This window comes from Mycobacterium sp. pR1184 (genome assembly GCF_041287235.1).
Lineage (GTDB): Bacteria > Actinomycetota > Actinomycetes > Mycobacteriales > Mycobacteriaceae > Mycobacterium.
In genome coordinates this window covers 148,667-173,378 of record NZ_JBGGKR010000003.1, presented here as the reverse complement: position 1 = coordinate 173,378, position 24,712 = coordinate 148,667, and the positions used below count along the sequence as shown (strand labels likewise).

General features: G+C 66.7%; 22 protein-coding genes and 1 pseudogene. 9 read left to right on the top strand and 14 right to left on the bottom strand.

The genetic code is table 11. The features are described 5' to 3' along the window. Positions 1-32: 32 nt before the first annotated feature. Positions 33-1,943: pseudogene (locus tag ACAG21_RS06650) on the top strand (glycoside hydrolase family 15 protein); the annotation flags it as partial. Positions 1,944-2,002: 59 nt separating this feature from the next. Here ACAG21_RS06650 and ACAG21_RS06645 read toward each other — a convergent pair. Further along, a complete protein-coding gene (locus tag ACAG21_RS06645; RefSeq protein ID WP_370495172.1) occupies positions 2,003-2,704 on the bottom strand; it encodes a sensor domain-containing protein in 702 nt (233 codons plus the stop codon). Positions 2,705-2,746: 42 nt separating this feature from the next. After that, positions 2,747-4,744, bottom strand: coding sequence for a translation elongation factor 4 (lepA, locus tag ACAG21_RS06640; RefSeq protein WP_370495474.1), 1,998 nt, complete (start codon positions 4,742-4,744; stop codon positions 2,747-2,749). Between lepA and ACAG21_RS06635 the strand changes: the two genes are divergently transcribed. Further along, positions 4,721-5,323 carry a type II toxin-antitoxin system PemK/MazF family toxin gene (locus ACAG21_RS06635; protein ID WP_370495171.1) on the top strand — a complete coding sequence of 201 codons (603 nt, stop codon included), beginning with the start codon at positions 4,721-4,723 and terminating at the stop codon, positions 5,321-5,323. The genes lepA and ACAG21_RS06635 overlap by 24 nt on opposite strands. A 91-nt stretch (positions 5,324-5,414) precedes the next feature. Here the strand turns inward: ACAG21_RS06635 and ACAG21_RS06630 are convergent, their stop codons facing one another. Then, positions 5,415-5,843, bottom strand: a complete 429-nt coding sequence (locus ACAG21_RS06630) for a CBS domain-containing protein (RefSeq protein ID WP_370495170.1) — start codon at positions 5,841-5,843, stop codon at positions 5,415-5,417. Positions 5,844-5,992: 149 nt separating this feature from the next. Between ACAG21_RS06630 and ACAG21_RS06625 the strand changes: the two genes are divergently transcribed. From ACAG21_RS06625 to ACAG21_RS06615, 3 genes are all read left to right on the top strand, one after another. After that, positions 5,993-6,835: a ribonuclease Z gene (locus ACAG21_RS06625; protein WP_370495169.1), complete on the top strand. Its 843-nt coding sequence runs from the start codon at positions 5,993-5,995 to the stop codon at positions 6,833-6,835. A 4-nt stretch (positions 6,836-6,839) separates the two neighbouring features. Then, entirely contained in the window at positions 6,840-7,877 is a 1,038-nt protein-coding gene (locus tag ACAG21_RS06620) for a glycosyltransferase family 9 protein (protein WP_370495168.1), read from the top strand. Positions 7,878-8,075: 198 nt separating this feature from the next. Then, positions 8,076-10,013 carry a secretion protein EspK gene (locus ACAG21_RS06615; RefSeq protein ID WP_370495167.1) on the top strand — a complete coding sequence of 646 codons (1,938 nt, stop codon included), beginning with the start codon at positions 8,076-8,078 and terminating at the stop codon, positions 10,011-10,013. Positions 10,014-10,040: 27 nt separating this feature from the next. On the opposite strand, the gene ACAG21_RS06610 is transcribed toward ACAG21_RS06615, so the two are convergent. The 8 genes from ACAG21_RS06610 to ACAG21_RS06575 all read right to left on the bottom strand — a co-directional run bounded on the left by ACAG21_RS06610 (position 10,041) and on the right by ACAG21_RS06575 (position 17,965). After that, positions 10,041-10,403 (bottom strand): YbaB/EbfC family nucleoid-associated protein, encoded by a 363-nt coding sequence (locus ACAG21_RS06610; RefSeq protein ID WP_370495165.1) that lies wholly within the window; start codon positions 10,401-10,403, stop codon positions 10,041-10,043. A 9-nt stretch (positions 10,404-10,412) separates the two neighbouring features. Beyond that, complete coding sequence (locus ACAG21_RS06605; RefSeq protein WP_370495164.1) at positions 10,413-11,027, bottom strand: hypothetical protein; 615 nt, start codon at positions 11,025-11,027, stop codon at positions 10,413-10,415. Between the two features lie 41 nt (positions 11,028-11,068). Next, positions 11,069-11,386, bottom strand: a complete 318-nt coding sequence (locus ACAG21_RS06600) for a type VII secretion target (protein ID WP_370495163.1) — start codon at positions 11,384-11,386, stop codon at positions 11,069-11,071. Positions 11,387-11,413: 27 nt separating this feature from the next. Continuing rightward, a complete protein-coding gene (locus tag ACAG21_RS06595) occupies positions 11,414-12,643 on the bottom strand; it encodes an EspA/EspE family type VII secretion system effector (RefSeq protein WP_370495162.1) in 1,230 nt (409 codons plus the stop codon). A gap of 193 nt (positions 12,644-12,836) precedes the next feature. Next, the gene (locus ACAG21_RS06590; RefSeq protein ID WP_370495161.1) at positions 12,837-14,276 is read right to left on the bottom strand and encodes a hypothetical protein; all 1,440 of its coding nucleotides are present in this window, start codon (positions 14,274-14,276) and stop codon (positions 12,837-12,839) included. A 157-nt stretch (positions 14,277-14,433) separates the two neighbouring features. Then, on the bottom strand, positions 14,434-15,273 hold the full coding sequence (locus tag ACAG21_RS06585) for a transglutaminase domain-containing protein (protein ID WP_370495160.1): 840 nt from the start codon (positions 15,271-15,273) through the stop codon (positions 14,434-14,436). Then, entirely contained in the window at positions 15,273-16,250 is a 978-nt protein-coding gene (locus tag ACAG21_RS06580) for an alpha-E domain-containing protein (RefSeq protein ID WP_370495159.1), read from the bottom strand. The genes ACAG21_RS06585 and ACAG21_RS06580 overlap by 1 nt, the downstream gene beginning before the upstream one ends. Then, positions 16,250-17,965, bottom strand: coding sequence for a circularly permuted type 2 ATP-grasp protein (locus ACAG21_RS06575; protein WP_370495473.1), 1,716 nt, complete (start codon positions 17,963-17,965; stop codon positions 16,250-16,252). The genes ACAG21_RS06580 and ACAG21_RS06575 overlap by 1 nt, the downstream gene beginning before the upstream one ends. Before the next feature lie 151 nt (positions 17,966-18,116). On the opposite strand from ACAG21_RS06575, the gene rpsT reads away from it, so the two are divergent. Continuing rightward, positions 18,117-18,377 (top strand): 30S ribosomal protein S20, encoded by a 261-nt coding sequence (gene rpsT, locus ACAG21_RS06570; protein ID WP_025736070.1) that lies wholly within the window; start codon positions 18,117-18,119, stop codon positions 18,375-18,377. Between the two features lie 8 nt (positions 18,378-18,385). Here the strand turns inward: rpsT and holA are convergent, their stop codons facing one another. Genes holA through ACAG21_RS06555 form a run of 3 tightly spaced genes read right to left on the bottom strand, consistent with a single transcriptional unit; the run spans position 18,386 to position 21,796 of the window. Then, positions 18,386-19,354, bottom strand: a complete 969-nt coding sequence (gene holA / locus ACAG21_RS06565) for a DNA polymerase III subunit delta (protein ID WP_370495158.1) — start codon at positions 19,352-19,354, stop codon at positions 18,386-18,388. Then, positions 19,351-20,913 (bottom strand): ComEC/Rec2 family competence protein, encoded by a 1,563-nt coding sequence (locus ACAG21_RS06560; RefSeq protein ID WP_370495472.1) that lies wholly within the window; start codon positions 20,911-20,913, stop codon positions 19,351-19,353. Before ACAG21_RS06560 ends, holA begins: the two co-directional genes overlap by 4 nt. Positions 20,914-20,953: 40 nt before the next feature. Then, positions 20,954-21,796 (bottom strand): helix-hairpin-helix domain-containing protein, encoded by an 843-nt coding sequence (locus tag ACAG21_RS06555; protein ID WP_370495157.1) that lies wholly within the window; start codon positions 21,794-21,796, stop codon positions 20,954-20,956. 197 nt (positions 21,797-21,993) lie between these two features. On the opposite strand from ACAG21_RS06555, the gene ACAG21_RS06550 reads away from it, so the two are divergent. From ACAG21_RS06550 to ACAG21_RS06540, 3 genes are read left to right on the top strand one after another with little or no spacing between them, the layout of a single operon-like run. Further along, positions 21,994-23,154 carry an acyl-CoA dehydrogenase family protein gene (locus ACAG21_RS06550; RefSeq protein WP_370495156.1) on the top strand — a complete coding sequence of 387 codons (1,161 nt, stop codon included), beginning with the start codon at positions 21,994-21,996 and terminating at the stop codon, positions 23,152-23,154. A gap of 7 nt (positions 23,155-23,161) precedes the next feature. Continuing rightward, entirely contained in the window at positions 23,162-24,280 is a 1,119-nt protein-coding gene (locus tag ACAG21_RS06545; protein ID WP_370495155.1) for an acyl-CoA dehydrogenase family protein, read from the top strand. 3 nt (positions 24,281-24,283) lie between these two features. Next, a complete protein-coding gene (locus ACAG21_RS06540; RefSeq protein WP_370495154.1) occupies positions 24,284-24,706 on the top strand; it encodes a PPOX class F420-dependent oxidoreductase in 423 nt (140 codons plus the stop codon). Positions 24,707-24,712 lie beyond the last annotated feature (6 nt).

The window sequence follows — 24,712 nt, the reverse complement described above, 5'->3', positions numbered from 1 at the left end:
ACTTCAGCGCGTCGGCGCCCTTTACCTCCAGCAGCTCGCTGCGCAACCCGTTTCCGCCGATCGCCGACTACGCATTCCTGTCCGACTGGGAAACGACGTGCCTGATCTCCCCCGCCGGTTCGGTCGAGTGGCTGTGTGTGCCCCGGCCGGACTCGCCGAGCGTGTTCGGCGCGATCCTGGACCGCAGCGCGGGCCATTTCCGGCTCGGCCCGTACGGCGTCTCGGTGCCCTCGGCGCGCCGCTACCTGCCCGGCAGTCTGATCATGGAAACCACGTGGCAGACCCATACCGGCTGGCTGATCGTGCGCGACGCGCTGGTGATGGGCCCTTGGCATGACATCGAGCGCCGGTCGAAGACCCACCGCCGTACGCCGATGGACTGGGATGCCGAGCACATCCTGCTGCGCACGGTGCGCTGCGTCAGCGGCACCGTCGAACTGGTCATGAGCTGCGAACCGGCGTTCGACTACCACCGCATCGGCCCCGCGTGGGAGTACTCCGCCCATGCCTACGGCGAGGTGCTCGCGCGTGCCAGCAAGCAGCCCGACGACCATCCGCAGCTGCGGCTGACCAGCAACCTGAACATCGGGCTGGAGGGCCGCGAAGCGCGGGCCCGCACCCGGATGAAGGAGGGCGACGACGTGTTCGTCGCGCTCAGCTGGACCAAGCACCCGGCGCCGCAGACCTATGAAGAAGCCGCCGAGAAGATGTGGCAGACCACCGAGTGTTGGCGGCAGTGGATCAACATCGGCAACTTCCCCGACCACCCGTGGCGGGCCTACCTGCAGCGCAGCGCGCTCACCCTGAAGGGCTTGACCTACTCACCCACCGGCGCGCTGCTGGCCGCCAGCACCACGTCGCTGCCGGAGACGCCGCAGGGCGAGCGCAACTGGGACTACCGCTACGCCTGGATCCGCGACTCGACCTTCGCGTTGTGGGGCCTGTACACGCTGGGCCTGGATCGCGAGGCCGACGACTTCTTCGCGTTCATCGCCGACGTGTCCGGCGCCAACAACAACGAGCGTCATCCGCTGCAGGTGATGTATGGAGTCGGTGGCGAGCGCAGCCTGGTCGAAGAGGAACTGAACCATCTGTCCGGCTATGACCACGCGCGGCCGGTGCGGATCGGAAACGGCGCCTACGACCAGATCCAGCACGACATTTGGGGCTCGATCCTGGATTCGTTCTATCTGCACGCCAAGTCACGCGAACAGGTTCCGGAGACATTGTGGCCGGTGCTCAAGAAGCAGGTGGAAGAGGCGATCGCGCACTGGCGTGAGCCCGATCGCGGCATCTGGGAAGTACGCGGGGAGCCGCAGCACTTCACGTCGTCGAAGGTCATGTGCTGGGTGGCACTCGACCGCGGCTCCAAACTGGCCGAGCGCCAAGGCGAGAAGAGCTATGCCCAGCAGTGGCGGGTCATCGCCGAGGAGATCAAGGCCGACATTCTCAAGAACGGTGTGGACTCCCGCGGTGTTTTCACCCAGCGCTACGGGAGTGACGCGCTGGATGCCTCGCTGCTGCTGGTGGTGCTGACGCGATTCCTGCCGCCTGATGACCCGCGGGTGCGCAACACGGTGCTGGCGATCGCCAACGAACTCACCGAGGAAGGCCTGGTGCTGCGCTACCGGGTCGAGCAGACCGACGACGGGCTGTCCGGCGAGGAAGGCACGTTCACGATTTGCTCGTTCTGGCTGGTGTCCGCGCTGGTCGAGATCGGCGAGGTGGCGCGGGCCAAGCGGCTGTGCGAGCGGCTGCTGTCCTACGCCAGCCCGTTGCATCTCTACGCCGAGGAGATCGAACCGCGCACCGGCCGGCACCTGGGCAACTTCCCGCAAGCGTTCACGCACCTGGCGCTGATCAACGCGGTCGTACACGTGATTCGCGCCGAGGAGGAATCCGACGGCTCGGGGATGTTCCAGCCCGCCAACGCGCCGATGTAGCGAAAGCCGTTACCCGGCAAGGTAATACCCTCGACACGATGCGCCGGGGTCGGTCGCCGTCAGTTCGAGCTCGATACCTTGCGCAACATCACCCGGGCGAGATCGATGGCCCGAGTTCCGGCCTCCACGTGCGGCCCGACGGAAACTCTGACGTCGACGATGACATCGGATTCCACCCCCACTGCGTGCTCGTTGGCGCTCTGTGGGGTGTGGTGGTTGTCCCAGCTGATGACGGTCGCCGACAGTATCGGGCCGTCGACCTTCACGTCGGTGACCTTCGAATACAACTCGGTGTTCTCGGTATCGTGCGTGTACATCGTGACGGTGGTGCCGTCGCATCTTTGCCACTGCGGTACGAATGACGCGAAGAATCGCTGTGCATCCGTTGACGACGCCAACCGGACCACACCCGCGCGCACACCGAACACCGGCACACTCAAGTCGGGATTCCAATAGGTCTGGGTAGCCACCGCACGGACCAATCCCTTTTCGTAGACGACGCGCAGCAATGGGGAAGTCGCACCGATACATGCGATAGGTGCGGCGTCGTTGTCGTCGCGAATCCCGTTCGGCAGCACGTCTATAGCGCCGACCTGAGGCGGACCCTCCGGCATCAGCGGGTTACCGGCCGCGGCCGTGACCTCGTCGTCGGTCGGTAGGACTTGCTCGAGCGCGACGACCGGCGAAGCGGGGTGAACGGCGCGCTTCGGCATGCCGACCACGGTGTTGACGCAACCGGCGGTCAGCAGGGCGACAGCCAATAGTGCAATCCCTCGCCTCAACTCGGCCCCCCAAGCCAATCGCTACTTCTTCGCTTTGTCCCCGGCGGCATCGGTGGACAGCGCCGCGACGAATGCCTCTTGCGGAACATCAACGCGCCCAATGGTTTTCATCCGCTTCTTGCCCTCCTTCTGCTTTTCCAGCAGTTTGCGCTTACGGGTGATGTCACCGCCGTAGCACTTGGAGAGCACGTCCTTGCGGATTGCCCGAATATTCTCGCGCGCAATGATTTTCGACCCGATCGCGGCCTGCACCGGCACCTCGAACTGCTGACGCGGGATCAGCTCCTTGAGCTTGGTCGTCATCTTGTTGCCGTAAGCGGAAGCCCCGTCCTTGTGCACGATCGCCGAAAACGCGTCGACGGCCTCGCCCTGCAGCAGGATGTCGACCTTGACCAGGTCGGCCAGCTGCTCACCGGCCTCCTCGTAATCCAGGCTGGCGTAGCCGCGGGTCCGTGACTTCAGCGAGTCGAAGAAGTCGAAAATGATCTCGCCCAACGGCATCGAATAGCGCAGCTCGACACGTTCCGGCGACAGGTAGTCCATGCCGCCCAGCTCACCGCGGCGTGACTGGCACAGCTCCATGATGGTGCCGATGAACTCGCTGGGCGCGATGACGGTGGTCTTGACCATCGGCTCGTACACCTCGCGGACCTTGCCCTCGGGCCAGTCCGACGGGTTGGTCACCACGATCTCGCTGTTGTCCTCTTTGACCACCCGGTATACGACGTTGGGCGACGTTGAAATCAGGTCCAGATCGAATTCGCGCTCCAGGCGTTCGCGGGTGATCTCCATGTGCAGCAAACCCAAAAAGCCGCAACGGAATCCGAAGCCCAGCGCGACCGAGGTCTCGGGCTCGTAGGTCAACGCCGCGTCGTTGAGTTGCAGCTTGTCCAGGGCGTCGCGCAGGTCCGGGTAGTCCGAGCCGTCCACGGGATACAGGCCCGAGTAGACCATCGGCTTGGGTTCCCGATAACCGGTCAGCGCCTCCTTGGCGCCGTTGCGCGCCGTCGTCACGGTGTCCCCGACCTTGGATTGGCGGACGTCCTTGACACCGGTGATCAGGTACCCCACCTCGCCCACACCCAGCCCCGCGCTGGGCTTCGGTTCGGGCGAGACGATGCCGACCTCGAGCAGCTCGTGCGTGGCGCCGGTGGACATCATCAGGATGCGCTCACGCGGCACGATCTTGCCGTCCACCACGCGGACGTAGGTCACCACGCCACGGTAGATGTCGTAGACGGAGTCGAAGATCATCGCGCGGGTCGGGGCGTCGGCGTCGCCCTGCGGGGGCGGCACCTCGCGCACCACATGGTCGAGCAGGTCGGCCACGCCCTCGCCGGTCTTGCCGGAGACACGCAGCACGTCGCCGGGGTCGCAACCGATGATGTGCGCGATCTCGCCGGCATAGCGGTCCGGGTCGGCGGCTGGCAGGTCGATCTTGTTGAGCACCGGGATGATGTGCAGGTCGCGGTCCAGCGCCAGATACAGGTTTGCCAGCGTCTGGGCCTCGATGCCCTGCGCCGCGTCGACCAGCAGCACCGCGCCCTCGCACGCTTCCAGCGCGCGGGACACCTCGTAGGTGAAGTCGACGTGGCCCGGGGTGTCGATCAGGTGCAGGACGTAGTCGGTGCCATCGACTTTCCAGGGCAGCCGGACGTTCTGGGCCTTGATGGTGATGCCGCGCTCCCGCTCGATGTCCATCCGGTCCAGGTATTGCGCACGCATCGACCGCTCGTCGACGACGCCGGTGAGCTGAAGCATCCGGTCGGCCAGGGTGGACTTGCCATGGTCGATGTGAGCGATGATGCAGAAGTTCCTGATCTGCGCCGGCGCGGTGAAGGTCTTGTCGGCGAAACTGCTGATGGGGATCTCCTGGCGGGTGCTGTTGATGCTGCTTGACCGGCGGTTCGCGGGTACGTCCAGGGTATCTATGCAAGCTGGTCGGGACACACTCGGACACAGAGGCGCCCGGGTACCGACGACTATGCTGCGACTATGGCGTCCAGCCGGAAATCGCAGTGGAAGACCTTCCAGCGGTTTGCCCAGAACGTCGTCGTTTACGGGGTTCCGCGTTTCATCCAGCAGGTTCAGACCGCGCACGCGGTCTACCGCGAAATCGAGCAAGTCGTCAAAACGACCGCGAACGCGCGGGCGTCCAGCGGCGACTCGCAGGCGCCGTCGATCACCGAGGGACGGCCGGTGACCAGCGACAGCTTTCCGACCGCGCAACGGGCCCGCAAAGTGGTCTACGCCCCAGACCTCGACGGGCGGGCCGATCCCGGGGAGATCGTCTGGACGTGGGTGGTCTACGAAGACGACCCCACCCAGGGCAAGGACCGCCCGGTCCTCGTCGTCGGCCGCGACCGCGGCGTCCTGCTCGGACTCATGCTGTCCAGCCAGGAGCGCTACGCCGCCGACCCGGATTGGGTCGGGATCGGCACCGGCGACTGGGATTACGAGGGCAGGCCGAGCTGGGTGCGGCTGGATCGGGTGCTCGATGTGCCCGAGGAGGGCATTCGCCGCGAGGGCGCGATCCTGCAGCGCGAGGTCTTCGACGTGGTGGCCGCACGCCTGCGCACCGATTACGCCTGGCGGTAGGCCCTGGCGTTGTGTCGCGAGCGTAAGCGCACGGCCATTCGCGGCGTCGGATTTCGCAGTGCGCCTACGCTCGCGGTGAAATCTCCCGCACTCAGCCTTGGGTGATGTAGGACTGCAGCTGCTGCTGTTCGGCCTCGAGCTCTTCCATGCGCGTCTTGACGACGTCACCGATGCTGACGATGCCGATCAGCTTCTTGCCGTCGAGCACGGGCACGTGACGCACCCGGTTCTTGGTCATCAGCACGCTGATCTCGTCGACCGTGTCGGACTTCGTGCACGTCGCGACCGTCGCGGTCATGATCTTGGAGATCGGGCGAGTGAGCATGCTGGGGCCATGGACGTGCAGTTGGCGCACGACGTCGCGTTCGGACACGATGCCGACGACCCCCTCGTCGCCGACCACCACCATGGCGCCGATGTTTTGCTCGGCGAGGCCGGCGAGCAATTCCCGTACCGTCGCGTCGGGATTGATCGTGGTGACCGCCGCGCCTTTGTTCCGCAAAACGTCCGCTATCCGCATCAAGCCTCCAGCTGGTTGTGATCTGCTTCACACCAGGCTACGGCGAACTCGCGCGGCGGGAAAGCCAACGCGAAAACCGGCGGCTCGATCACCCGTCGATACCGGCGAATGGGCCACAAGCCGCCGACGGGTCTTGAAGGATGAGGGCCATGATCGAGATCACCCTGTTGGGCACCGGCAGCCCCATCCCCGATCCGAACCGCGCGGGACCGGCGACGCTGGTGCGAGCCGGTGGGCAGGTGTTCCTGGTGGACTGTGGGCGCGGCGTCCTGCAGCGCGCGGCCGCTGTCGGGGTGGGCGCCGCCGGGTTGTCGGCGCTGCTGCTCACCCACCTGCACAGCGACCACATCGGCGACCTCGGCGACCTGCTGATCACGCGCTGGATCACCACGTTCACGCCCGATCCGGCGCCGTTCCCGATCATCGGGCCACCGGGCACCGCGGAGACGGTCGAAGCGACGCTGAAGGCGTTCGGCCACGACATCGGTTACCGAATCGCCCATCATGACGACCTGAACACCCCACCAGCGGTCGAGGTACACGAGTACACCCACGGCCCGGTGTGGGACCGCGACGGCGTCTCGATTCGGGTGGCTCCGACCGACCACCGGCCGGTCGCTCCGACGATCGGGTTCCGGGTCGACGCCGACGGCGCCTCGGTGGTGCTGGCCGGAGACACGGTGCCGTGCGCGGGTTTGGACGAGCTGGCGGCCGGGGCGGGCGCGTTGGTGCACACCGTGATCCGTAAGGACATCGTCACCCAGATCCCGCAGCAGCGGCTGCAGGACATCTGCGACTACCACTCCTCGGTCGAAGAAGCCGCGGCCACCGCGGCCCGTGCGGGCGTCGGCACGCTGGTCATGACGCACTATGTGCCGGCGCTGGTGCCCGGGCAGGAAGAACAATGGCGGACACTGGCCGCGCAGGAATTCCGCGGGCGCATCGAGCTCGGCGACGACTTGCACCGGGTCGAAGTCCCGCCGCGGCCGTAGCCGGGTGACCGACGTCGCAATCCACCCGGACGAGAACTGGGCGGACATCGAACCCGGGGCGCTGGCCCATCTGCTCGAGGCACGCCGGCCCGCGTTGTATTTCACCGCCAACATCGGCGACGCCGTCATGACGCTGCCGACGGTGCGCGCATTGGGCGAAATGTTCGACGCCCCACTGACGGTGCTTTCCCCCAAGGTGTCCTTCGACCTGTGTTTCCGGGAGGTGAGCCCCCGCCTTGTCGACGTCACCGGAGTGCCGGAAACGGGGCCGTCCGCTCTTCCCGTGCAATCCCCCGACTATGCGGCCTTGGCCGCAGAGCTCGGCCCCGTCGATGTGCTCATCAACGCCGTAAGCACGAACCTGCCGATGGACGCTTTTCGGGACCTTCAGCGGCGTCGTGCCCCCACCACGACCATCGGCTTCGCCGGCGATTACGCCGAGTACGACGTCACGGTTCCCAAACAGGCGTGGCACGCCTGCGACCTGCTGTTCAAGTTGGCGCGTCTTTTCGATCGGTCGCTGCGGATCGAGGACTACGCCCAGCCGGTGTCCATCCCGTCGTCCGTGCAAACGCAAGCCCGCTCGATGCGTGCCGCGCTGCGGCCCGGAACCAAGGTGCTGGTGGTGCACGCCGACACCGATTGGAGGGAAAAGCGTTGGCCGGTTACACGATTCATCGATCTGCTGAACCGATTCTTGTCGACCCGGCCCAACTTCGTGGCATGGGTCGTCGGGATGGGACGCGAGGACCTCAACGTCGGGCGGGAACGTGATCGCGTCGTCCCCCACCTCGGGCTCCCGCTCGATGTGAGCATGAGCATGGTCGCCCACGCGGACCTTTTCCTGGGCATCGACTCCTGCATGCTGCATGCCGCCGATCTGGCGAGGGTGCCGGGCGTCGGACTCTTCGGCCCGACGCGATCGCTGACATGGGGATTCAGATTCGGGCCGCACCGGCACCTCGATCAACGGCGCATGGCCGACATCAGCGTCGACGAGGTGTTCGCTGCATTGAACGACCTTGCCGACGAATATGTGTAAACGATGGCCACTGCACAGCTCTCGTTAACCGGAATGCGGCTTGCGGCGACGAGTCCGGTGGCGCATTTTCGCGGAAATACCTTGCCCCTACCTCGATTAAGCTTATTGACCAAGCGCGCCAAGCCCGCGATCGTTAGGTTGCTGGCCGCCGCCCCCGATGCGGGGGTTCGGCAATGTGAGAGGACCTAGGTTATGGGCATGGTCAAGCCGACGGGCGGGTTTGCCGAAGCCATGCTCGACGGCGGTGGCTGGCCCGACGTAGCCGAAGACGCCTTCTACGACCGAGCCCGTCAGTACCTGCAGGTGTTGCGGCAGGTAACCGAGGTGCTGGACACCTTTCGTCAGCAGCAGGGCGAGATCTTCGTCAGTGGAGTCTGGTCGGGGAGCGCAGCCGGCACCGCCAACGGCCAGATCGAATCGAATATCGACGAATTGGTGAAGCTGCAAAACGATTTGGCCACCGCGATCACCTGGCAGCGGAAGGTCGCCGGATCGATCGAGCAGGCGAAGTCGGACATCGGAGACAACGTGGAGGCCGCGCACCGGCAGATCAACCTGATCGAGCAGGATTCCAAGCTCGAGCCCGCCGAACGAACCGCCGCCATCAATTCGGTGGTCGCCGCGACGCGTACCGCCAACGTCAGCGTCGTCCAGGGCACCGCGGAACAGATTCTGCAGAGCAAGGACTGGAAGCCGCCCGAGCGTGCACTGCAGGATCTGCTCGATCAGAAAGCACCGCCGGACTCCTCGTCTGCGGACCCACTGCTGGGTGATCGTGACCGGCGCGACCGTTCCTGGGGACAGGGTTCACCCGACGGCACCGCGCAGTCCTCGACCGGGGCTCCCCCGCCCGCCACCACCGCCCCACCGCCGGCAACTGTGATGGCCCCGGCTCCGCCGGCACCGGTAGCGCCGCCAACCACCGGCGGGTCTGCTCCGGCAGTGCCACCGAGCGCGCCGAAACCGTTGAGCCCGGCGGAATCCGCGCCACCCCTCGGCGGCAGCGGCCGCGGCACCGGCATGCCTGCCGCGCCGGCGGCGCCGGCCGCGCAGTGGGCGGGGCCGCGCGACACGGGTCCCGCGATGGCGCCGGCGTCGGCCACCGGCATGCCGTCCGCACCGGCAGCACCGGCCGGATCGCGCGGTGCCGCCGCGGGTTCGGGTGCGGGGTCGGGAGCGCCGATCGGGCAAAACTCGCCCGGTTCATCGGCCGGTATGCGACCGGCCGCGGCGACCACGCAGCACGCGCGTGACGCCGCCGCGGCCCGACCGAAGGCGGTGCAACGCAACACCGAATCGGATTCGGCCGCGGCCGTTCCGGTTTCGGCGGCGCGGGCCGAACGCGATGCCGCCGCCGCCGCAGCGCGCCGCGGCGAGGCCGATCCCCTGGTGCTCGCGCGGCGCATCGCGGCTGCGCTCAATGCACCCGACAGCGGCGGCGCCGGCCATTTGAAGTTCTTCTGGGTGACCGCGGTGACCACCGAGGGCGTCATCGTGGTGGCCAACAATTACGGACTGGCCTACCTCCCCGACAGCGTGCGATTACCCGAACAGGTGCAGATGGCCAGTGCCGAGAAGGCGATTCCGGCCACCGAGCGGGCACGCTGGGCGACCTATCCGGTGATCGCTGTGCAGGGTTGGGCAGGACACCGAAACACTAAGCTGCGGGCGGTGATCGCGACCGAAGAGCAGTTCGGCGATTCCGACCCGGGCGTGGCCAAGATCGTGCTGAAACCCGAGGACATCCCGGAAAGCGGCGCAATGGCCGGCCGGTCCCGGCTGGAGGTGGTTGATCCTTCGTCGGCGCAGCGCTTGGCGGGTACTCCCGATTCGCGGTTGGCCGCCCTGTTGCCGGCACCGCCGGCCAGCGCGCCTATCGACGGGCGCTCGAAGTTGTGGCTGGAGGTGATGCGTCCCTTGGCAAGCCGTGCCAGCGGCCGCGAGAAGGCCCACCTGCGAGCCTTCCGCGGATACGCCGCGCACGCACAAGAAGTGATCCTCGGCGAGGCGCGCGCGTCGGCCGACCCGGCTGCCCAGCGTTGTGCCGTCGCCGACTGGCTTTACTGGAAGCACGTCACCGGATTGCTCGACGCCGCAACCGCGCCGTCTCCGGCGCAGCCCGCGGCCAGTCCCTAACCCCGGCGGCCGTCAAAAGCGCTGCCGCTAATCCGGTTTCGCTTGAATCGAGCTCGTCGCCGCGGTGAGCGAGTCAGCCAGCTGGCCCAGCGACTCGATCAACTGCTCCTGTTCGGCCTCGACCACCGGAGCCGCGGTGGCCTGCGCGTTTAGTATTGCCTCGTTGACCCGCAGCGCCACTGTTTCGATACCCAGTCGCAGCAGGCCGTCGTCGATATGCAAGCTGGTCAGCCATTGGTGCCCGTCGACCGTGGCTCGTACGGTTCCGGTTTCGTCTGAGCCACTGAAGGATTCGGCTTTCAGATTGTCCGTCTGCGCGTCTGCCATCGATTGAATCTGCTGCGCAGTGCGCAGCACTTCGGCCACGACGGGGTGCATCTCGGTACTCATGTGGCGTCCTTACTGATCGTTGCCGTAGCGCGTGGCGAACACATCCGCCTGTGCGCGAATAGCCTGATCCGGCGACCGCAACTGCGTTACGCCGGTCTCCAGTGCTTCGGCAATGAACTCTTCGTCCTCTTGGTCCGTTATCCCCAAATGCCGGAAGGCATCGAGCACGAATGAGTGCTGAATCGACAGTGCCCGTTGCCGAGCGAGGTCCGCGATGGCGAATATCTCTGCCGCAAGCCCGGATTCGGTCATCTTCGCCGCATCCGCCGACAGCTCGACCAGTGAGATTCGGCCGTCCATGGTCGCCGTTACCGAGACGGTCTCGGGGGGATTGGTCACCTTGGCCGTCGGTACGGCATCGTCATCATCGGCGCCGACGGCCTCCAGGTCACCATCGTTGTCGGCCAGCACGTCTATCAATTCGTCTCCGGTGTGCGCGAGCGGGGCCGGCTCCACCAATGCGTCGATCACCGACGGCTCGGCGTTGTCGACCCCGTCCCCGAAATCCAGGAACGCGCCGCTCTCCTGTCCGAAACCGTCACCGCCTTCGGGTCCGGGATTATCGCCGAAATCCCAGGCGGCGTAATTCCCGTCGTCGCCGTGCCCGTGCTGCGTGCTGTCCACTCTGGCGTCTCTCCTTCGAACTGATAACGGTAAGCGGCCGATCAGCCGGGTAGCACCTGCCGTTTGAGGTTCACACCGGTTTGAGTGTCGGTGCTGCCATACGCGGTCGCACTGTCGCGCAACTTTTGGGCCAGGTCCTCGCACACGCTGATCATGTTGGTGCACGCGGCTTCTCGTTCTCGCTCCGTGACGAACATGACGCCCCAGAAGGCCGCCGAGATCAAACCGTGGTCCCAGATCAGCTTTTGCGCCAACCCATTGGCTGTTGCCATCGCGTTGCCGATTTCGACGGCGGATTCATCTTGCTCGACAGCGGCCGCTTCCAGGGCTGCGGGGTCAACTTGCAGATTGTCTGTCATGGATTCTTCTTCCTCGCCCTTGATGTCTCAGCGGACGCGTTCCTGCGCCTGTTCGGCGCCGCCCGCGGGGGTATCGACGGGCGCACGTTCTCCGACGCCGGCGCCCGTGGCCGCGGTTTCGAAGTCCCGACCGAGAACGTCTTCCTCGGCGGCGGCGCTCTGTTGGGCAGCGGACTTCTGCGAGGACGCGGCCGATCCCGACGCCGCCCGCGAGCCCGACTGGCGGCCCGGCACCTGACCGATGGGGGGCACGGCGTACGCCGCCGCGGTAGCGGTTTGTGGGACAGCACGTTCGGACGGCTCGCCGGCCCAACCGCCTTGCAGACTTTCACCTTCGCCGCTGCTCGCCGCGCCCGAGGAAGGTCTCCCGGCGGATTGCGTTGCCGGCCCGTCGAAACCACCCGATACCGCGGCCGAGGACCCCGCGTTGATCTGGTCGAACCCACTCACGCTGGACTTCGGCGCGGGCGCCACCTCCGGCGTCGTCGACTCCGAACCCGTGACAACCGCACTGGCGGCGATCCCGGTGTATTCGACGTTGATGAGCTGGAGTTGATTCGCGTTCTGTCCGGCTTTGAGAGCAGCCAGACCGGTCGTGGGCAGCGCCACCGCCATACCTATCCCGAAGGCCGCCCACTGGAACCAGCGTGAAATCGCTGGGCCGGCCGGGCCGGCGGCCCATCTGAGGGTCGCCGCTATCGGGATACACACGGTGAAAAAGGCCCTGACACTCGTCAGGGTGATCTTGCAATTTCCCAGCATGTCGGAGTTTTGCAAGAGCAGCGCCGCGACCTGGAGATCGAGATCCGCCGCCGTTGACGCCCATTGCATCTGTTCGGCGTTGCGGGCGTTGTAGGCGTCGGCCGATGCGCCGGACCAGGATGCACTGTCCACCGCAGCATCTTTGAGGTTCTGCCACGCGAGGTCGAAGTCTTTGGAAGCCGATTCGTACGTTTGGCCTTGCTCCTTGCCGCTGCCGAGCAGAAGCGTCAAGGCGGTCACAATCTGTATGCCGCGTTCCAGGATGACGGCCTCTACCCCGAAGGCGTCTCTTAATGACTCCTCGCTGCCCCAGTTACCCGAGAGCAAGTCGAGGCCTTTGGATTTGGGGAGATAGTTCTTACCGATCGCATACCCGGATTGACCTAAAGCCAGGAAAAGGTTGAGCGCGCCATCGGCGTAATTGCCCGTCGCGAAGGCTTTGCCCGCTGCGACCGCGCTGAAGCCGGGCTTCCAGGTATCCGAAATCTTGGGCATCGCTAATTTCCTCCGAAATTCACCGGAACCCGGCCGCCGTAATTCGAATGGAGTCTAACAGCGCGCCGGGTGTATCGTGCACCAATTTTGCTGCGTAGCAGGCGCTTTCGCCGCTTGATACCTGCGCGGCGCCCGTTTGTCGGCTGTTGTTCACCTTTGCTGGGCAACGCCATCGCGCGGCGCCGGCACACGATTACTCGGGTGCGTCGTTGCGCCGGCGGACACCGATGACCGACGAGGTCCACGGCCGCTCCTCGGTGTAGATGTCCTCTTCCTCGCCGTAGCGCTTGGCCTTCGAGTCCTTGCCCTGGCCCTGGCCCGCGCCGGCACCCATCGGCATCCCGCCGCCCATGGCGCCGCGGCCGGCCGCCGCGCCGCCCCCACCCGGGCCCGCGCCGATCCCGCCGGCCGCCGGTCGTGTCGAACCACCCGAGCCCGCCTCGGCGTCCGACGAACCCTGCAACGGCATCGACGGCACGCCGCTGCCGCCGAAGGACGCCGGTTTGACCCCGCCGCCCGTCGAGAGTCCGGGCACTCCCGTCGGCAGTGGCGGTGCCGCCTGGGCAAATGGGTCACCGGCCGGGTCGGTTTGGCCGGAGGCCATGTTGCTGAGGCTGCTGACCGTGTCCGCGATGTTGGTGTTGCCCAGCTGCGACGCGAGCGCACCGGGGTTGGCGACACCGGTCCCCGAGTCGACGACACCACCGATAGCGCCACGGATGATTTCCCCGGCGTTATCCGGTATTTGCAGCGGCGCCTTGATCGTGACCGCGGCCGGCGGAGTGGAGGGATACACCAGCGCCAGGGGCAGGGCGGCGCGCTGGTTGTAGTCGGCAAGCACCGTCTCCGACCTTTCCTGCATTTCCACGTACCACGACAGAACCTCGGCCTGCCGGGTGATGTCGCCCCTTTTGCCGTACTCGTCGTACCAGAAGTCGGCGATGGATAGCTCGTAGGACGTGGGGTGGACCGTGACGGCCCATTTGTGGGCGTCCAACACACCTCTGGACTGACCCGTGATCTGATAACACGAGCCGCCGCCCAACTGAATCAAATATTTCTTCTGTTGTTCGAAATTGGCTTCGACCGCGGCCGCGGACTCGCCTTCCCAGTACTCGAATGGCCGGAACCGCTGCATGACGGCAGCGGATTGCAGCACCAAAACATAGTTGTTCCAGTCGGCCTCGAATCTGGCGTATGCGACGCCTTGATCGGGCGCCTCGATATCCGCGATCGCTTTCCTGAGGTCGTAATAACCGTCATATCCCGGTGTTTCCGGCGGCGGCGGGAATTGTTCGTCCCTTCCGGTTTTCTGCGCAGCAGACGTGCTCGCGGCCTCGGGGGTGGTGGATGACCCCGCGGTGAGCGCGTCCGCGGCCGCCTGATCGGCTTCCTCGTAGGCCAGCGCAGCGTTGCGCAGCGATTCGGCCAGCACCAGATATTCCTGCTCGGCACGTTTGATGCTTTCGCGAATCGCGCTGGCGGAATAATCCAGCTGTGTGCCGGAATCCACGACGAAAGAAATGGCGCACGGGGGCCGGGCGTTCTGCTGCGGCGGAATGGGCAGCGGCACCTCGAGTTCGGCCGCCCGGGCCATCAGCTCGTCGTACTCGACCTTCAGCATCTCGGCCATGAACGACTCTCCTTCGGCGCCGAAGCGATCATCACGAGAACCAATCGCCCGGCTGAAACTGCACTCGTCAGCTTTGCTGCGGCGTGCGGGCGAGGCTCATCGTAATGCAGCGAGGTCGGAGTCGCAGCGCGATCGTGCGATCGCCGCTCCGATGCCGCTAGGCCAGGCGGGTGACCTCGACGACGACGTCGAGGTCACTTGCGCCCTGCCCCGAGAAGATGCCCTTGAGCGGGGACACATCGGTGTAGTCACGGCCGACGCCGACGCTGACGTACTGCTCGGTGATCTCGGTGTCGTTGGTGGGGTCGTAGTTCCACCATCCACCCGTCCACGCTTGGAGCCACGCGTGGCTTCTACCGTCCACGGTGTCGCCGACGACGGCGTTGCGTTTGGGGTGCAAATACCCCGATACGTAGCGGGCCGGAATTCCCATCTCGCGCAACAGCATTAGCGATAGGTGAACGAAGTCCTGACAGACGCCCTTGCCCGCCTTGAGCGCCTCAATCCCGGGCGAGTGCACCCCGGTGGTCCCCGGAAGGTATTCCAGCTCGCCGTGCACCCAGTTGGCCGCGGCGATCACGGCTTCCTGCGGCTCATGGCTTTTGATGATTTTCTTGCCGACCGAGCTGAGCCGCTTGCTTGCCGGGGTGTAGTCGGTGGGCTGGAGCAATTCGTCGAACCGATCGATCACCGCCGCCGACTGTAGGTCCGTCCAGCTGACGTCCTTGGCGGCCGGTTCCGGCTGTTCGGTCTCGACGACCGACGACGACGTCACTGTCAGATCGGTGTGCGGCGCGTGCAAGTCGAACGCGGTGACGGCAGTGCCCCAGTAGTCGATGTAGCGGTAAGACCGGGTTGCCGGAATGGTTTCGACGCGGTTGAGGATGACGTTTTGCCGGGTGTCTGAACTCGGGGTCAGCCGGGCCTCGTTGTAGGACGCGGTCACCGCCGACTGGTAGGCGAACCCGGTCGTGTGCACCACGCGCAGCCGCCACATCAGGTATCCCCGTTCCGGGCGACCAGGCTGGCGCTGTTCCCCGCATCCGACCATGCCACCCATGGCGTGACATGAAAGTACTGCAGCGACAACGCATCTCCGACATCTCGGCAGGTGGTCTGCAGGCCGGCCAGCCGAGTCTCGAGCGTGTCGAGCAAAACGCCCGGTGGCAGAAATTCCAGTTCGCTGCGGGCCTGTCCGAGCAGTCGCTGCGCCTCGGCGGTGGCACCCACCCGGCTCATCGGGTTGCGCACCAACTCTTCGATGCTTTCTTCGGCGAGCTTGAGCGAGTAGAACACCGAACGCGGGAACAACCGGTCGAGCATCATGAATTCGACCACCCGGCCGGCGTCCAGCACCCCGCGATAGGTACGTAGATAGGTGTCGTGAGCGCCCGCCGAGCGCAGCAGGGTTACCCAGGCCGGCGAGGACGCGCTGTCCCCCACCCGAGACAGCAAGAGCCGCACCGTCATGTCGACGCGCTCAATGGCGCGGCCCAGCAACATGAATCGGTATCCGTCGTCACGGGAAAGAGTCGAGTCGGCCAAGCCGGCGAACATCGCGGCCCTGCCCTCGATGAACGACAGAAACTCATGGGGCCCAAGGCGTTTGGCGGCACGTTGGCGTTCGGGTAGGGCGTGGTAGGTGGTGTTGAGGCATTCCCAGATTTCGCTGGACGTCACCTCGCGCGCCGACTTGGCGTTCTCGCGCGCCGCAGTGATTGCGTCGACGATCGAGGAACCGCCCTTGTTGTCGGTGCTATAGGCCACCATGTCGGTCAACGACCAGACATCCAAGTCGTGGTCCGGCGCCTCGATGCCGAGCACCCGCAACAGCAGCCGGGAGGCTTGGTCGGGGTCGACGCTGGAGTCCTCCAGCAACTGGTGCAGCGCCACGTCCAGAATCCGCGCGGTGTCGTCGGCCCGCTCAACATAACGGCCAATCCAGTAGAGCGCCTCGGCATTTCGAGCCAACATCAGCGGACCGTCCTCTGCTGTTGTTGCTGCTGCTGTTGCTTTTGCTTTTGCTTTTTCGGCCGCTTCTCCTCCTGCGGCTGCTCACCCTGCAGCGGTTGCTGATGCGACGAGTCGTCCGCCTCGGTATCCGACCTGGACTTCGGCAACGACCGCACGACTTCGGCGGCGCCCAGCTCGCGATCGGCGCCCGACGTGCGCGGCGCCAGCACCCAGGTGTCCTTGGAGCCGCCGCCCTGGCTGGAGTTGACCACCCGCGATCCCTCGACCAAGGCCACTCGGCTCAACCCGCCCGGCAGCACCCACACGTCGTCGCCGTCATTGACCGCGAACGGTCGCAGGTCGACGTAGCGCGGGGCCAGCGCGTTGCCGATCCGCGTCGGCACGGTGGACAGCTCCATCATCGGCTGCGCGATCCAACTGCGGGGGTCGTCGCGAATCTTCTTGCTGACGGCCGCCAATTCTTTTTCGGAAGCGTCCGGACCGAACACGATGCCGTAGCCGCCGGATCCCTCGACCGGCTTGATAACCAGCTCGTCAACCCGGTCGAGCACCTCCTCACGTTCGTCGTCCAGCCAGCACCGGTAGGTGTCCACGTTGGCCAGCAGTGGCTTCTCGCCGAGGTAGTACTCGATCATGGTCGGCACGTAGGTGTAGACCAGCTTGTCGTCGCCGACGCCGTTGCCGATCGCGCTGGAGATCACGACGTTGCCGGCACGGGCGGCGTTGACCAGACCGGCCACCCCCAGCACCGAGTCGGCCCGGAACTGCAGCGGGTCGAGGTAGATGTCGTCGATGCGCCGATAGATGACGTCGACCTGGCGCTCCCCGTCGGTGGTGCGCATGTACACCTGGTTGTCGCGGCAGAACAGGTCGCGGCCCTCGACCAGTTCGACACCCATCTGGCGGGCCAGCAGCGAATGTTCGAAGTAGGCGGAGTTGTAGACGCCGGGGGTCAGCACCACGACGGTCGGGTCGGCCTCGTTGGTGGCCGCGGAATTGCGCAGCGCTCGCAACAGATGCGAGGCGTAATCGTCGACCGCGCGAACCCGGTGGGTGGCGAACAGGTTCGGGAACACCCGCGCCATCGTGCGCCGGTTCTCCATGACGTACGACACGCCCGACGGGGAGCGCAGGTTGTCCTCGAGGACACGCCAGGTGCCCTTCTCGTCGCGGATCAGGTCGATGCCGGCAACGTGGATACGCACGCCGTTGGGCGGGACGATGCCGAAGGCCTGCCGGTGAAAGTGCTCGCAGGAGGTGACCAGGCGACGCGGGATCACGCCGTCGTTGAGGATCTCCTGATCGCCGTAGATGTCGTCGAGATACATCTCCAGGGCTTTGACCCGTTGGACGATGCCGCGCTCGAGCCGGTTCCATTCGGCCGCTGAGATCACCCGGGGCACCAGGTCCAGCGGAAACGGCCGTTCCTGGCCCGACAACGAGAACGTGATCCCCTGGTCGATGAACGCTCGGGCCAGCGCGTCGGCGCGGGCTCGCAGGTCCGACGCGTCCGAGGGCGCCAGCTCGGCGTAGATGCCCTTGTACGGGCCACGCACGTTGCCCTGCGCGTCGAACATCTCGTCGAAGGCCATTTCGTAGGCGTCCGACGAGTTGTACCCGCGGAAGATGCGCTCGGAACGCGCCAGCGCCTGTGCAGCGCCGCGCGATCCCCGCCTGGCTGTTTCAACCTGGTTCGGAAGACTCACTTTTAGGATGCTGCCTCAAATCGACGTTATGGCAGGCCACGAGTTCCCGTTTTGGGAGAAAACGTAACCGACTGCTAACCTGAGCAGTCGCAATCGGGTGTGGAGCGCCCCCCCGAGACGAATACTTGCAAACACCAGAAACGACGAAGGAAAGTTCCGCGTGGCCAACATCAAGTCGCAGCAGAAGCGCATCAAGACCAACGAGCGCGCCCGACTGCGCAACAAGTCGGTGAAGTCGTCGCTGCGCACCGCGGTGCGCGCGTTCCGCGAGGCGGCCGAAGCCGGTGACAAGGACAAGGCCGCGGAGTTGCTGGTGTCGACCAACCGCAAGCTGGACAAGGCCGCCACCAAGGGCGTCATCCACAAGAACCAGGCCGCCAACAAGAAGTCGGCGCTCGCGCGTTCCCTCAACAAGATCTGAGCCCTGGGCTATCGGGCCCGGTCGGCGACCAGCTCCGCCACCTTTCGGACCGCTGACTCCAGCGCGTAATCGGCGTCCGCGGCGGCTCCCTTGACGTCGGCGTTGAGTTCGGCGACCACTTTCATCGCGGTTGCCACACTGTCGCGCGACCAGCGCCTGGCCTGCTTCTGAGCCTTCTGTACCCGCCAGGGCGGCATCCCCAGCTGCCCGGCCAGCCGGTACGGGTCGCCGGAGAGCGGCCCGACCCGACCAATGGTGTGGATGGCCTCGGCCAGTGCGTCCGCCAGCACCACCAACGGCTCGCCGCGCATCATGGCCCACCGCAATGCCTCGGCCGCGCCCGCGATATCGCCGGCTACGGCCTTGTCCGCGATATCGAAGCCCTTCACCTCGGCCTTGCCGCTGTGGTAGCGGCGCACCGCGGCCTCGTCGACCTGACCGCCGGTGTCCGCGACCAGCTGCGAGCAAGCCGAGGCGAGCTCGCGCACGTCGGAGCCGACGGCGTCCAACAACGCGGTGACGGTGTCCTCGTCGACCTTGACTCGCAGCGCGCGGAACTCCTTGCGGATGAAGTCGATGCGTTCGCTCAACTTGGTGATCCGCGCGCAGGGATGAACCTCGGCGCCTAACGACTTCAGCTGGTCGGCCAGCGCCTTGGCGCGCCCGCCGCCCGAATGCACCACCACCAGCATCGTGGCCGGCGGCAGGTCGGCGGCGGCCGCGGCGATCATCGCGACCGCGTCCTTGCCCGCCTCGGCCGCGGCCTCCAGCACCACGATGCGTTCGTCGGCGAACAGCGACGGACTGAGCAACTCGGCGAGCTCGAACGTGCTGACGTCGCCGGCCCGCATGCGGTTGACCGGGATGTCGTCACTACCGGCGCGCTTGCGTGCCGCCCGCAGCACGTCCGCCACGGCCCTCTCGACCAGCAGTTCCTCGTCTCCCAGGACCAGGTGTAACGGCGACGCCTCACTCACCCCACGATGGTGTCACGAAGGGCCGACCAATCCGCTCGGGGATCCAGCAGCTCCGACGCCGACCAGGCCAGCGCACATAGCACCGCGAGCAGCCCGGCTACCCGGGTCGCCGCGCGAAACCAGGGCCGTCGCCACAGCAACACCGCGAGCGCGAGTAGCAGCGCTGTGGCACAGCAAACCAGCAGCACGCCGGCCAGGCCATCGGGTACCGGGATGGTCGCCGCGGGCGCCCCGGCAGCGATGTGCGCCTCCGTGGACACCCACCACACCTCCGGGCCGGTGAAACGCATCAACAGCTGTGCCCCGGGCAGCCACAGCACGCACATGACGGCCGCCGCGCTGCCCAGCACGGTGATGGGTGCGATGACCGGCGCGGCGGCCAGATTCGCGGCCACGGCCACCAGGCTGAACCGACCCGAGATGCCGGCGACCAGGGGCGCGGTGACCAGCTGCGCGGCGACCGCGACAGCGAGGCCATCCGCGAGTGGCTTGGGCCAGCCCTTGGCCGCCAGCCGACGCGACCAGACCGGCGCGATGACCACCAGCGCGCCGGTCGCCAGCACCGACAGCGCGAAGCCGGCATCGACAGCGAGCTGGGGAGCGAGGGCAAGCAATAGCAGCACCGTGGCCGACAGCGCCGGAATCGCTTGCCGTCGGCGTGCAGTCAACATCCCTGCCAGCGCGATCGCGCCCATCACCGCCGCCCGCAACACGCTGGGGGTCGGTTGGACGACGATCACGAACGCCACCAATGCCGCACCCGCGAGCAGCACGGCCGCCCGTGGCCCGATGAGCCTCGCAGAGAACAGCACCGCGGCGCACACGATCGTGACGTTGGCTCCCGAGACGGCCGTCAGGTGCGTCATGCCGGCTGCGCGGAATTCGCGACCGGTGTCGGCGGTCAGCGCCGAGGTGTCGCCCAGGACCAGCGCCGGCAGCATCGCCGCCTGCGCGGCGGGCAGCACTTCGTGCGCGGTGGCGGCAAAGCGGCCGCGCACCACATGCGCGGCCCGCTGCACCGCCCCCGCCCGGCCCGGGACGGGCCGGCCCGCCGCGTTGAGCACCGCAACGGTCAGGTCGTGTCGAGCGGGGCGGCTTATCCGCGCCGAGAACCGCACCGGTTGGCCCACCATCACATCGAAGTCCGACGCCCGCGCGAAAACGATGACCCGGCCCGATATCTCGTCGTCGCGCAGCCGTTGCAGGGTGGCACGAAACATCAGCCGGCCCGCGCCCAACGACAGCGCGCTCTCACTGGGCGTCACGGTCACCGCGGCGACCGTCCCGAACGCCGCGGTGATCGGATGCCGAGCCACCGCGTCGGCGCGCAGTGCGATCGCGAATCCGAATCCCGAGCCGACCACTCCGATCGCCACCAGACCGGCTGCGGCGGCCCGCAATCGCCGGTGCCGGGCGGCTTGTGGCGCCGCTCGCCAGGCCAGTGCTGCGGCCGCGGCGACCAACGCGACGCAGCACCACGCCAGCGCACGCCCAACCGGCCACACGATGCCCGACGCGGTGACGATCCAGCCGGTGAGTGCGGCGGGGACCAGCCGCACATCGAGGCGTGCGAGCTGCGACGGCGCCCGCGGGGGCGCGTCAGACACGGACCAAGGGGCGCAGCTTGTCCAGCCGCGACGGCCCGATGCCGTCGACGTCGGCGAGCTGATCGACGCTGGTGAACTTGCCGTTGGCCTGCCGCCAGCTCACGATCGCGGCGGCGGTGACCGGACCGACCCCGGGCAGGTCGTCCAACTGCTCCACGGTCGCGGTATTCAGGTCGAGCGCCTCGCTCGCCTTCGGCCGCCCGGAGGCCTTGACCGACCCCGTCGGTGCCGGCGTCTTCGCGGACGGCGACGAGCCGGGCGTCACCGAGCTGCCCAGCGCGCTCGGTTGCCCCGACACCGGTGCCAGCCCGACGACAATCTGCTCACCGTCACCGAGCGGGCGGGCCATGTTCAGGCCGATCGTGTCGGCGCCGTCCATGGCACCGCCGGCGGCCTGCAACGCATCGGCGATCCGCGCACCCGGGGTCAACGTCACCAGACCCGGCTTGTGCACCAGGCCCACCACGCTGACCACCACCGGCCCGTCCGGACCAGGAGCCGCTGAGGACCTGGGGCTTGCCGTGGACGCCTTCTCGACCGGCGGCAGCTTTGCGGACATCACCGGCGCGGGATGGTCGCGAACCAGCGTGAATATCGTGATCAGCACGGCCAGGGCGGCAATCACGGCCAACGCGATCGCGCCGGCGCGGCCCGGATCGGCACGCAGCCGGGCCCGCCAGTTCCCGCCGTCGGCCGCGGCGGGGAGCCAACGCGGCAGCAACGAGTTCTGGTCCTCGTCGGGTGCGTCCTGGCCCGGCTGCGCGGCATCCGATTCGATATCGGGGTCGGCGCCCAGGCGCCGGTGTAACCGCTGCGCGGGAAGTTCTGTTCGCATGCGCCGACGGTAGGTGCGCCGACCGCCAGCACGGTTAGGTCCGGCGCCGTCTCAACCGCTCGCTGTGGATTAACCGGAGGCTGTGCACAAGCACAGCCGGGGATGGGTCAAGATGGAACTCGGAGCGCACGACCGGACGGGGGCGCCCATCCGTCGCAACAGCGGTCGCCACGCTCAACCCAGGCAAAGGAGTCTGCATGCAACTGGCGCTGACGCCGGAGGAAGCCGCGTTCCGCGACGAGCTCCGCACCATTTTCACGACCAAGATCCCGCAAGACGCGCGCGACCGGGTCCGCCGGGGCTCGGCGGAGGTGGTGCACGACGATGTAGTGACCAGCCACAAGATCCTGCACGAGCACGGTCTGGCCGTGCCGAGCTGGCCGGTCGAGTGGGGCGGCAAGGACTGGACGCCCACCCAGCACCAGATCTGGGCCGACGAGATGCAGCTGGCATGTGTCCCGGAGCCGCTGAACTTCAACACCAAGATGGTGGGCCCGGTGATCGCCGAATTCGGGTCTCAGGAGATCAAGGAGCGTTTCCTGCCGCCGACGGCCAGCCTCGACATCTGGTGGTGCCAGGGCTTTTCCGAACCCGAAGCCGGCTCCGACCTCGCGTCGCTGCGTACCACCGCGGTACGCGACGGCGACAGCTACGTCGTCAACGGACAGAAGACCTGGACCACGCTCGGCCAGTACGCCGACTGGATCTTCTGCCTGGTCCGCACCGACCCGCAGGCGCCCAAGCGCCAGGCCGGCATCTCGTTCCTGCTCTTCGACATGAAGACGCCGGGCATCACCGTGCGGCCCATCAAGACGATCGACGGCGGCCACGAGGTCAACGAGTTGTTCTTCGAAGATGTCCGGGTGCCCGCCAATCAGCTTGTCGGAGAAGAAAATAAGGGTTGGACCTACGCGAAGTTCCTGCTTGGCAACGAGCGCACCGGCATCGCCGGCGTCGGGCGTACCAAAGTGCGCCTCGCCGAGGTGAAGAAGTTCGCCACCGAAACCGGCATCATCGCCGATCCGCTATTCGCGGCCCGGCTGGCCGAGGCCGAAAACGAGCTGCTGGCACTGGAACTCACCCAGTCGCGAGTGGTGACGGATTCCGCTGACGGCCAGCCCAACCCGGCGTCGTCGGTGCTCAAGCTGCGCGGCAGCCAGTTGCAGCAGATCGCCACCGAGCTCCTTGTCGAGGTCGCCGGACCGGACGCGCTGCCCGCGGACGGGGAAGGCATCGCGTCTCCGGACTGGGCGCAACACAGTGCGCCGCGCTACCTCAATTACCGCAAGACGTCGATCTATGGCGGCAGTAACGAGGTGCAGCGCAACATCATCGCGTCCACCATTCTGGGATTGTGAGGCAGCCATGGACTTTCAGTTGACCGACGAGCAGGGTCTGCTGCGCGACACGACCCGCGATCTGCTGTCCCGCACCTACGACCCGGAGAGCCGCATCAAGGTCATCGACACTGATCTTGGCTGGAGCCGCGAGGTCTGGAGTCAACTTGCCGACACCGGGATCCTCGGCCTGGGTTTCGACCCGGACGAGGCCGGTCAAATCGAGATCATGGTCGTGCTCACCGAGGCCGGGCGCCGGTTGGCGCCCGAGCCGATCCTGCACGCCGCGCTCGCGCCGGGTGCGCTGATCGCCGAAATGGGCACCGACGCGCAGAAAGAACAACTCGACGACGTCGCGGCGGGCCAACGGCTGCTGGCCTTTGCCCACCTGGAGCCGGGGCAGCGCACGCCAACCACCACGGTCACGACTCAGGCTGCGCGACAGGGTGATTCGTGGACTTTGACCGGACGCAAGAACCCGGTTCTTGCCGGTGACTGCGCCGATGCGCTGGTGGTCAGCGCCGCATTGCCGGACGGCGGCACCGGCCTGTTCCTGGTCAACGCCGGCCCAGAAAACACCTCAGTCACCCGCCATCAATTCCGCACCTTCGACGGTCAACGCGGCGCCCAGGTCGATTTGGACGGGGCGGCCGCCGAGCCGTTGGGCGATGCCGTCGACGCATCGGGCGCGATCAGCGGTGCCCTGGTTCGCATCCAGTCGGCGCTATGCGCCGAGGCGGTCGGGGCGATGGAAGAAGCCCTGCGGCTGACCACCGATTACCTCAAGACGCGCAAGCAGTTCGGCGTGACACTCAACAAGTTCCAGGCGCTTACGCAGCGGGCCGCCGACATGTACGTCTCGCTGGAGATGGCACGCAGTATGAGCCTGTATGCGGCGATGTCGATCGCCGACGGCAACCTCGACCCGCTGATCGCGTCGCGGGCCAAGGTGCAGATCGGCCGGTCGGGCCGGCACATCGCGCAGGAGTCGATCCAGCTGCACGGTGGAATCGGGGTGACGGCCGAATATCCGGTGAGCCACTACGCTGCTCGGCTGACCGCCATCGAACACACCCTGGGCACCTCGAGTGATCACCTGCACAACCTGATCGATCACCTCGGCGAGTACGAACTGGCCCGGCTTTAGCAGATGGCCGAGCTGTCCGACAGAGTCGTCGAGTTCCTGTCCGCCGGCACCCGCACCGGGATGCTGGGGTATGTGGCCGCCGACGGCAGGCCGCTGGTGGCCCCGGTGTGGTTCGTCGTCGACGATGGGCAACTGGCGTTCAACACCGGCCGTGACACGTCGAAAGGGCGTGCGCTGGCTCGTGATTCGCGTGTTGCGATCTGTGTCGACGATCCGCACCCACCCTACTCGTTTGTGCAGGTGCAGGGCGTCGCGACGATGAGCGAGGACCCGGCCGACGTACTGGACATCGCGACCCGGACCGGCGGCCGCTACATGGGCGCCGACCGTGCCGAGGAGTTCGGTCGGCGCAACTCCTCGGCCGGCGAACTGGTGGTCAGGGTCCGCCCGACCAAGGTGGTCGCCGGATTCGATATCACGGACTGACCCGGA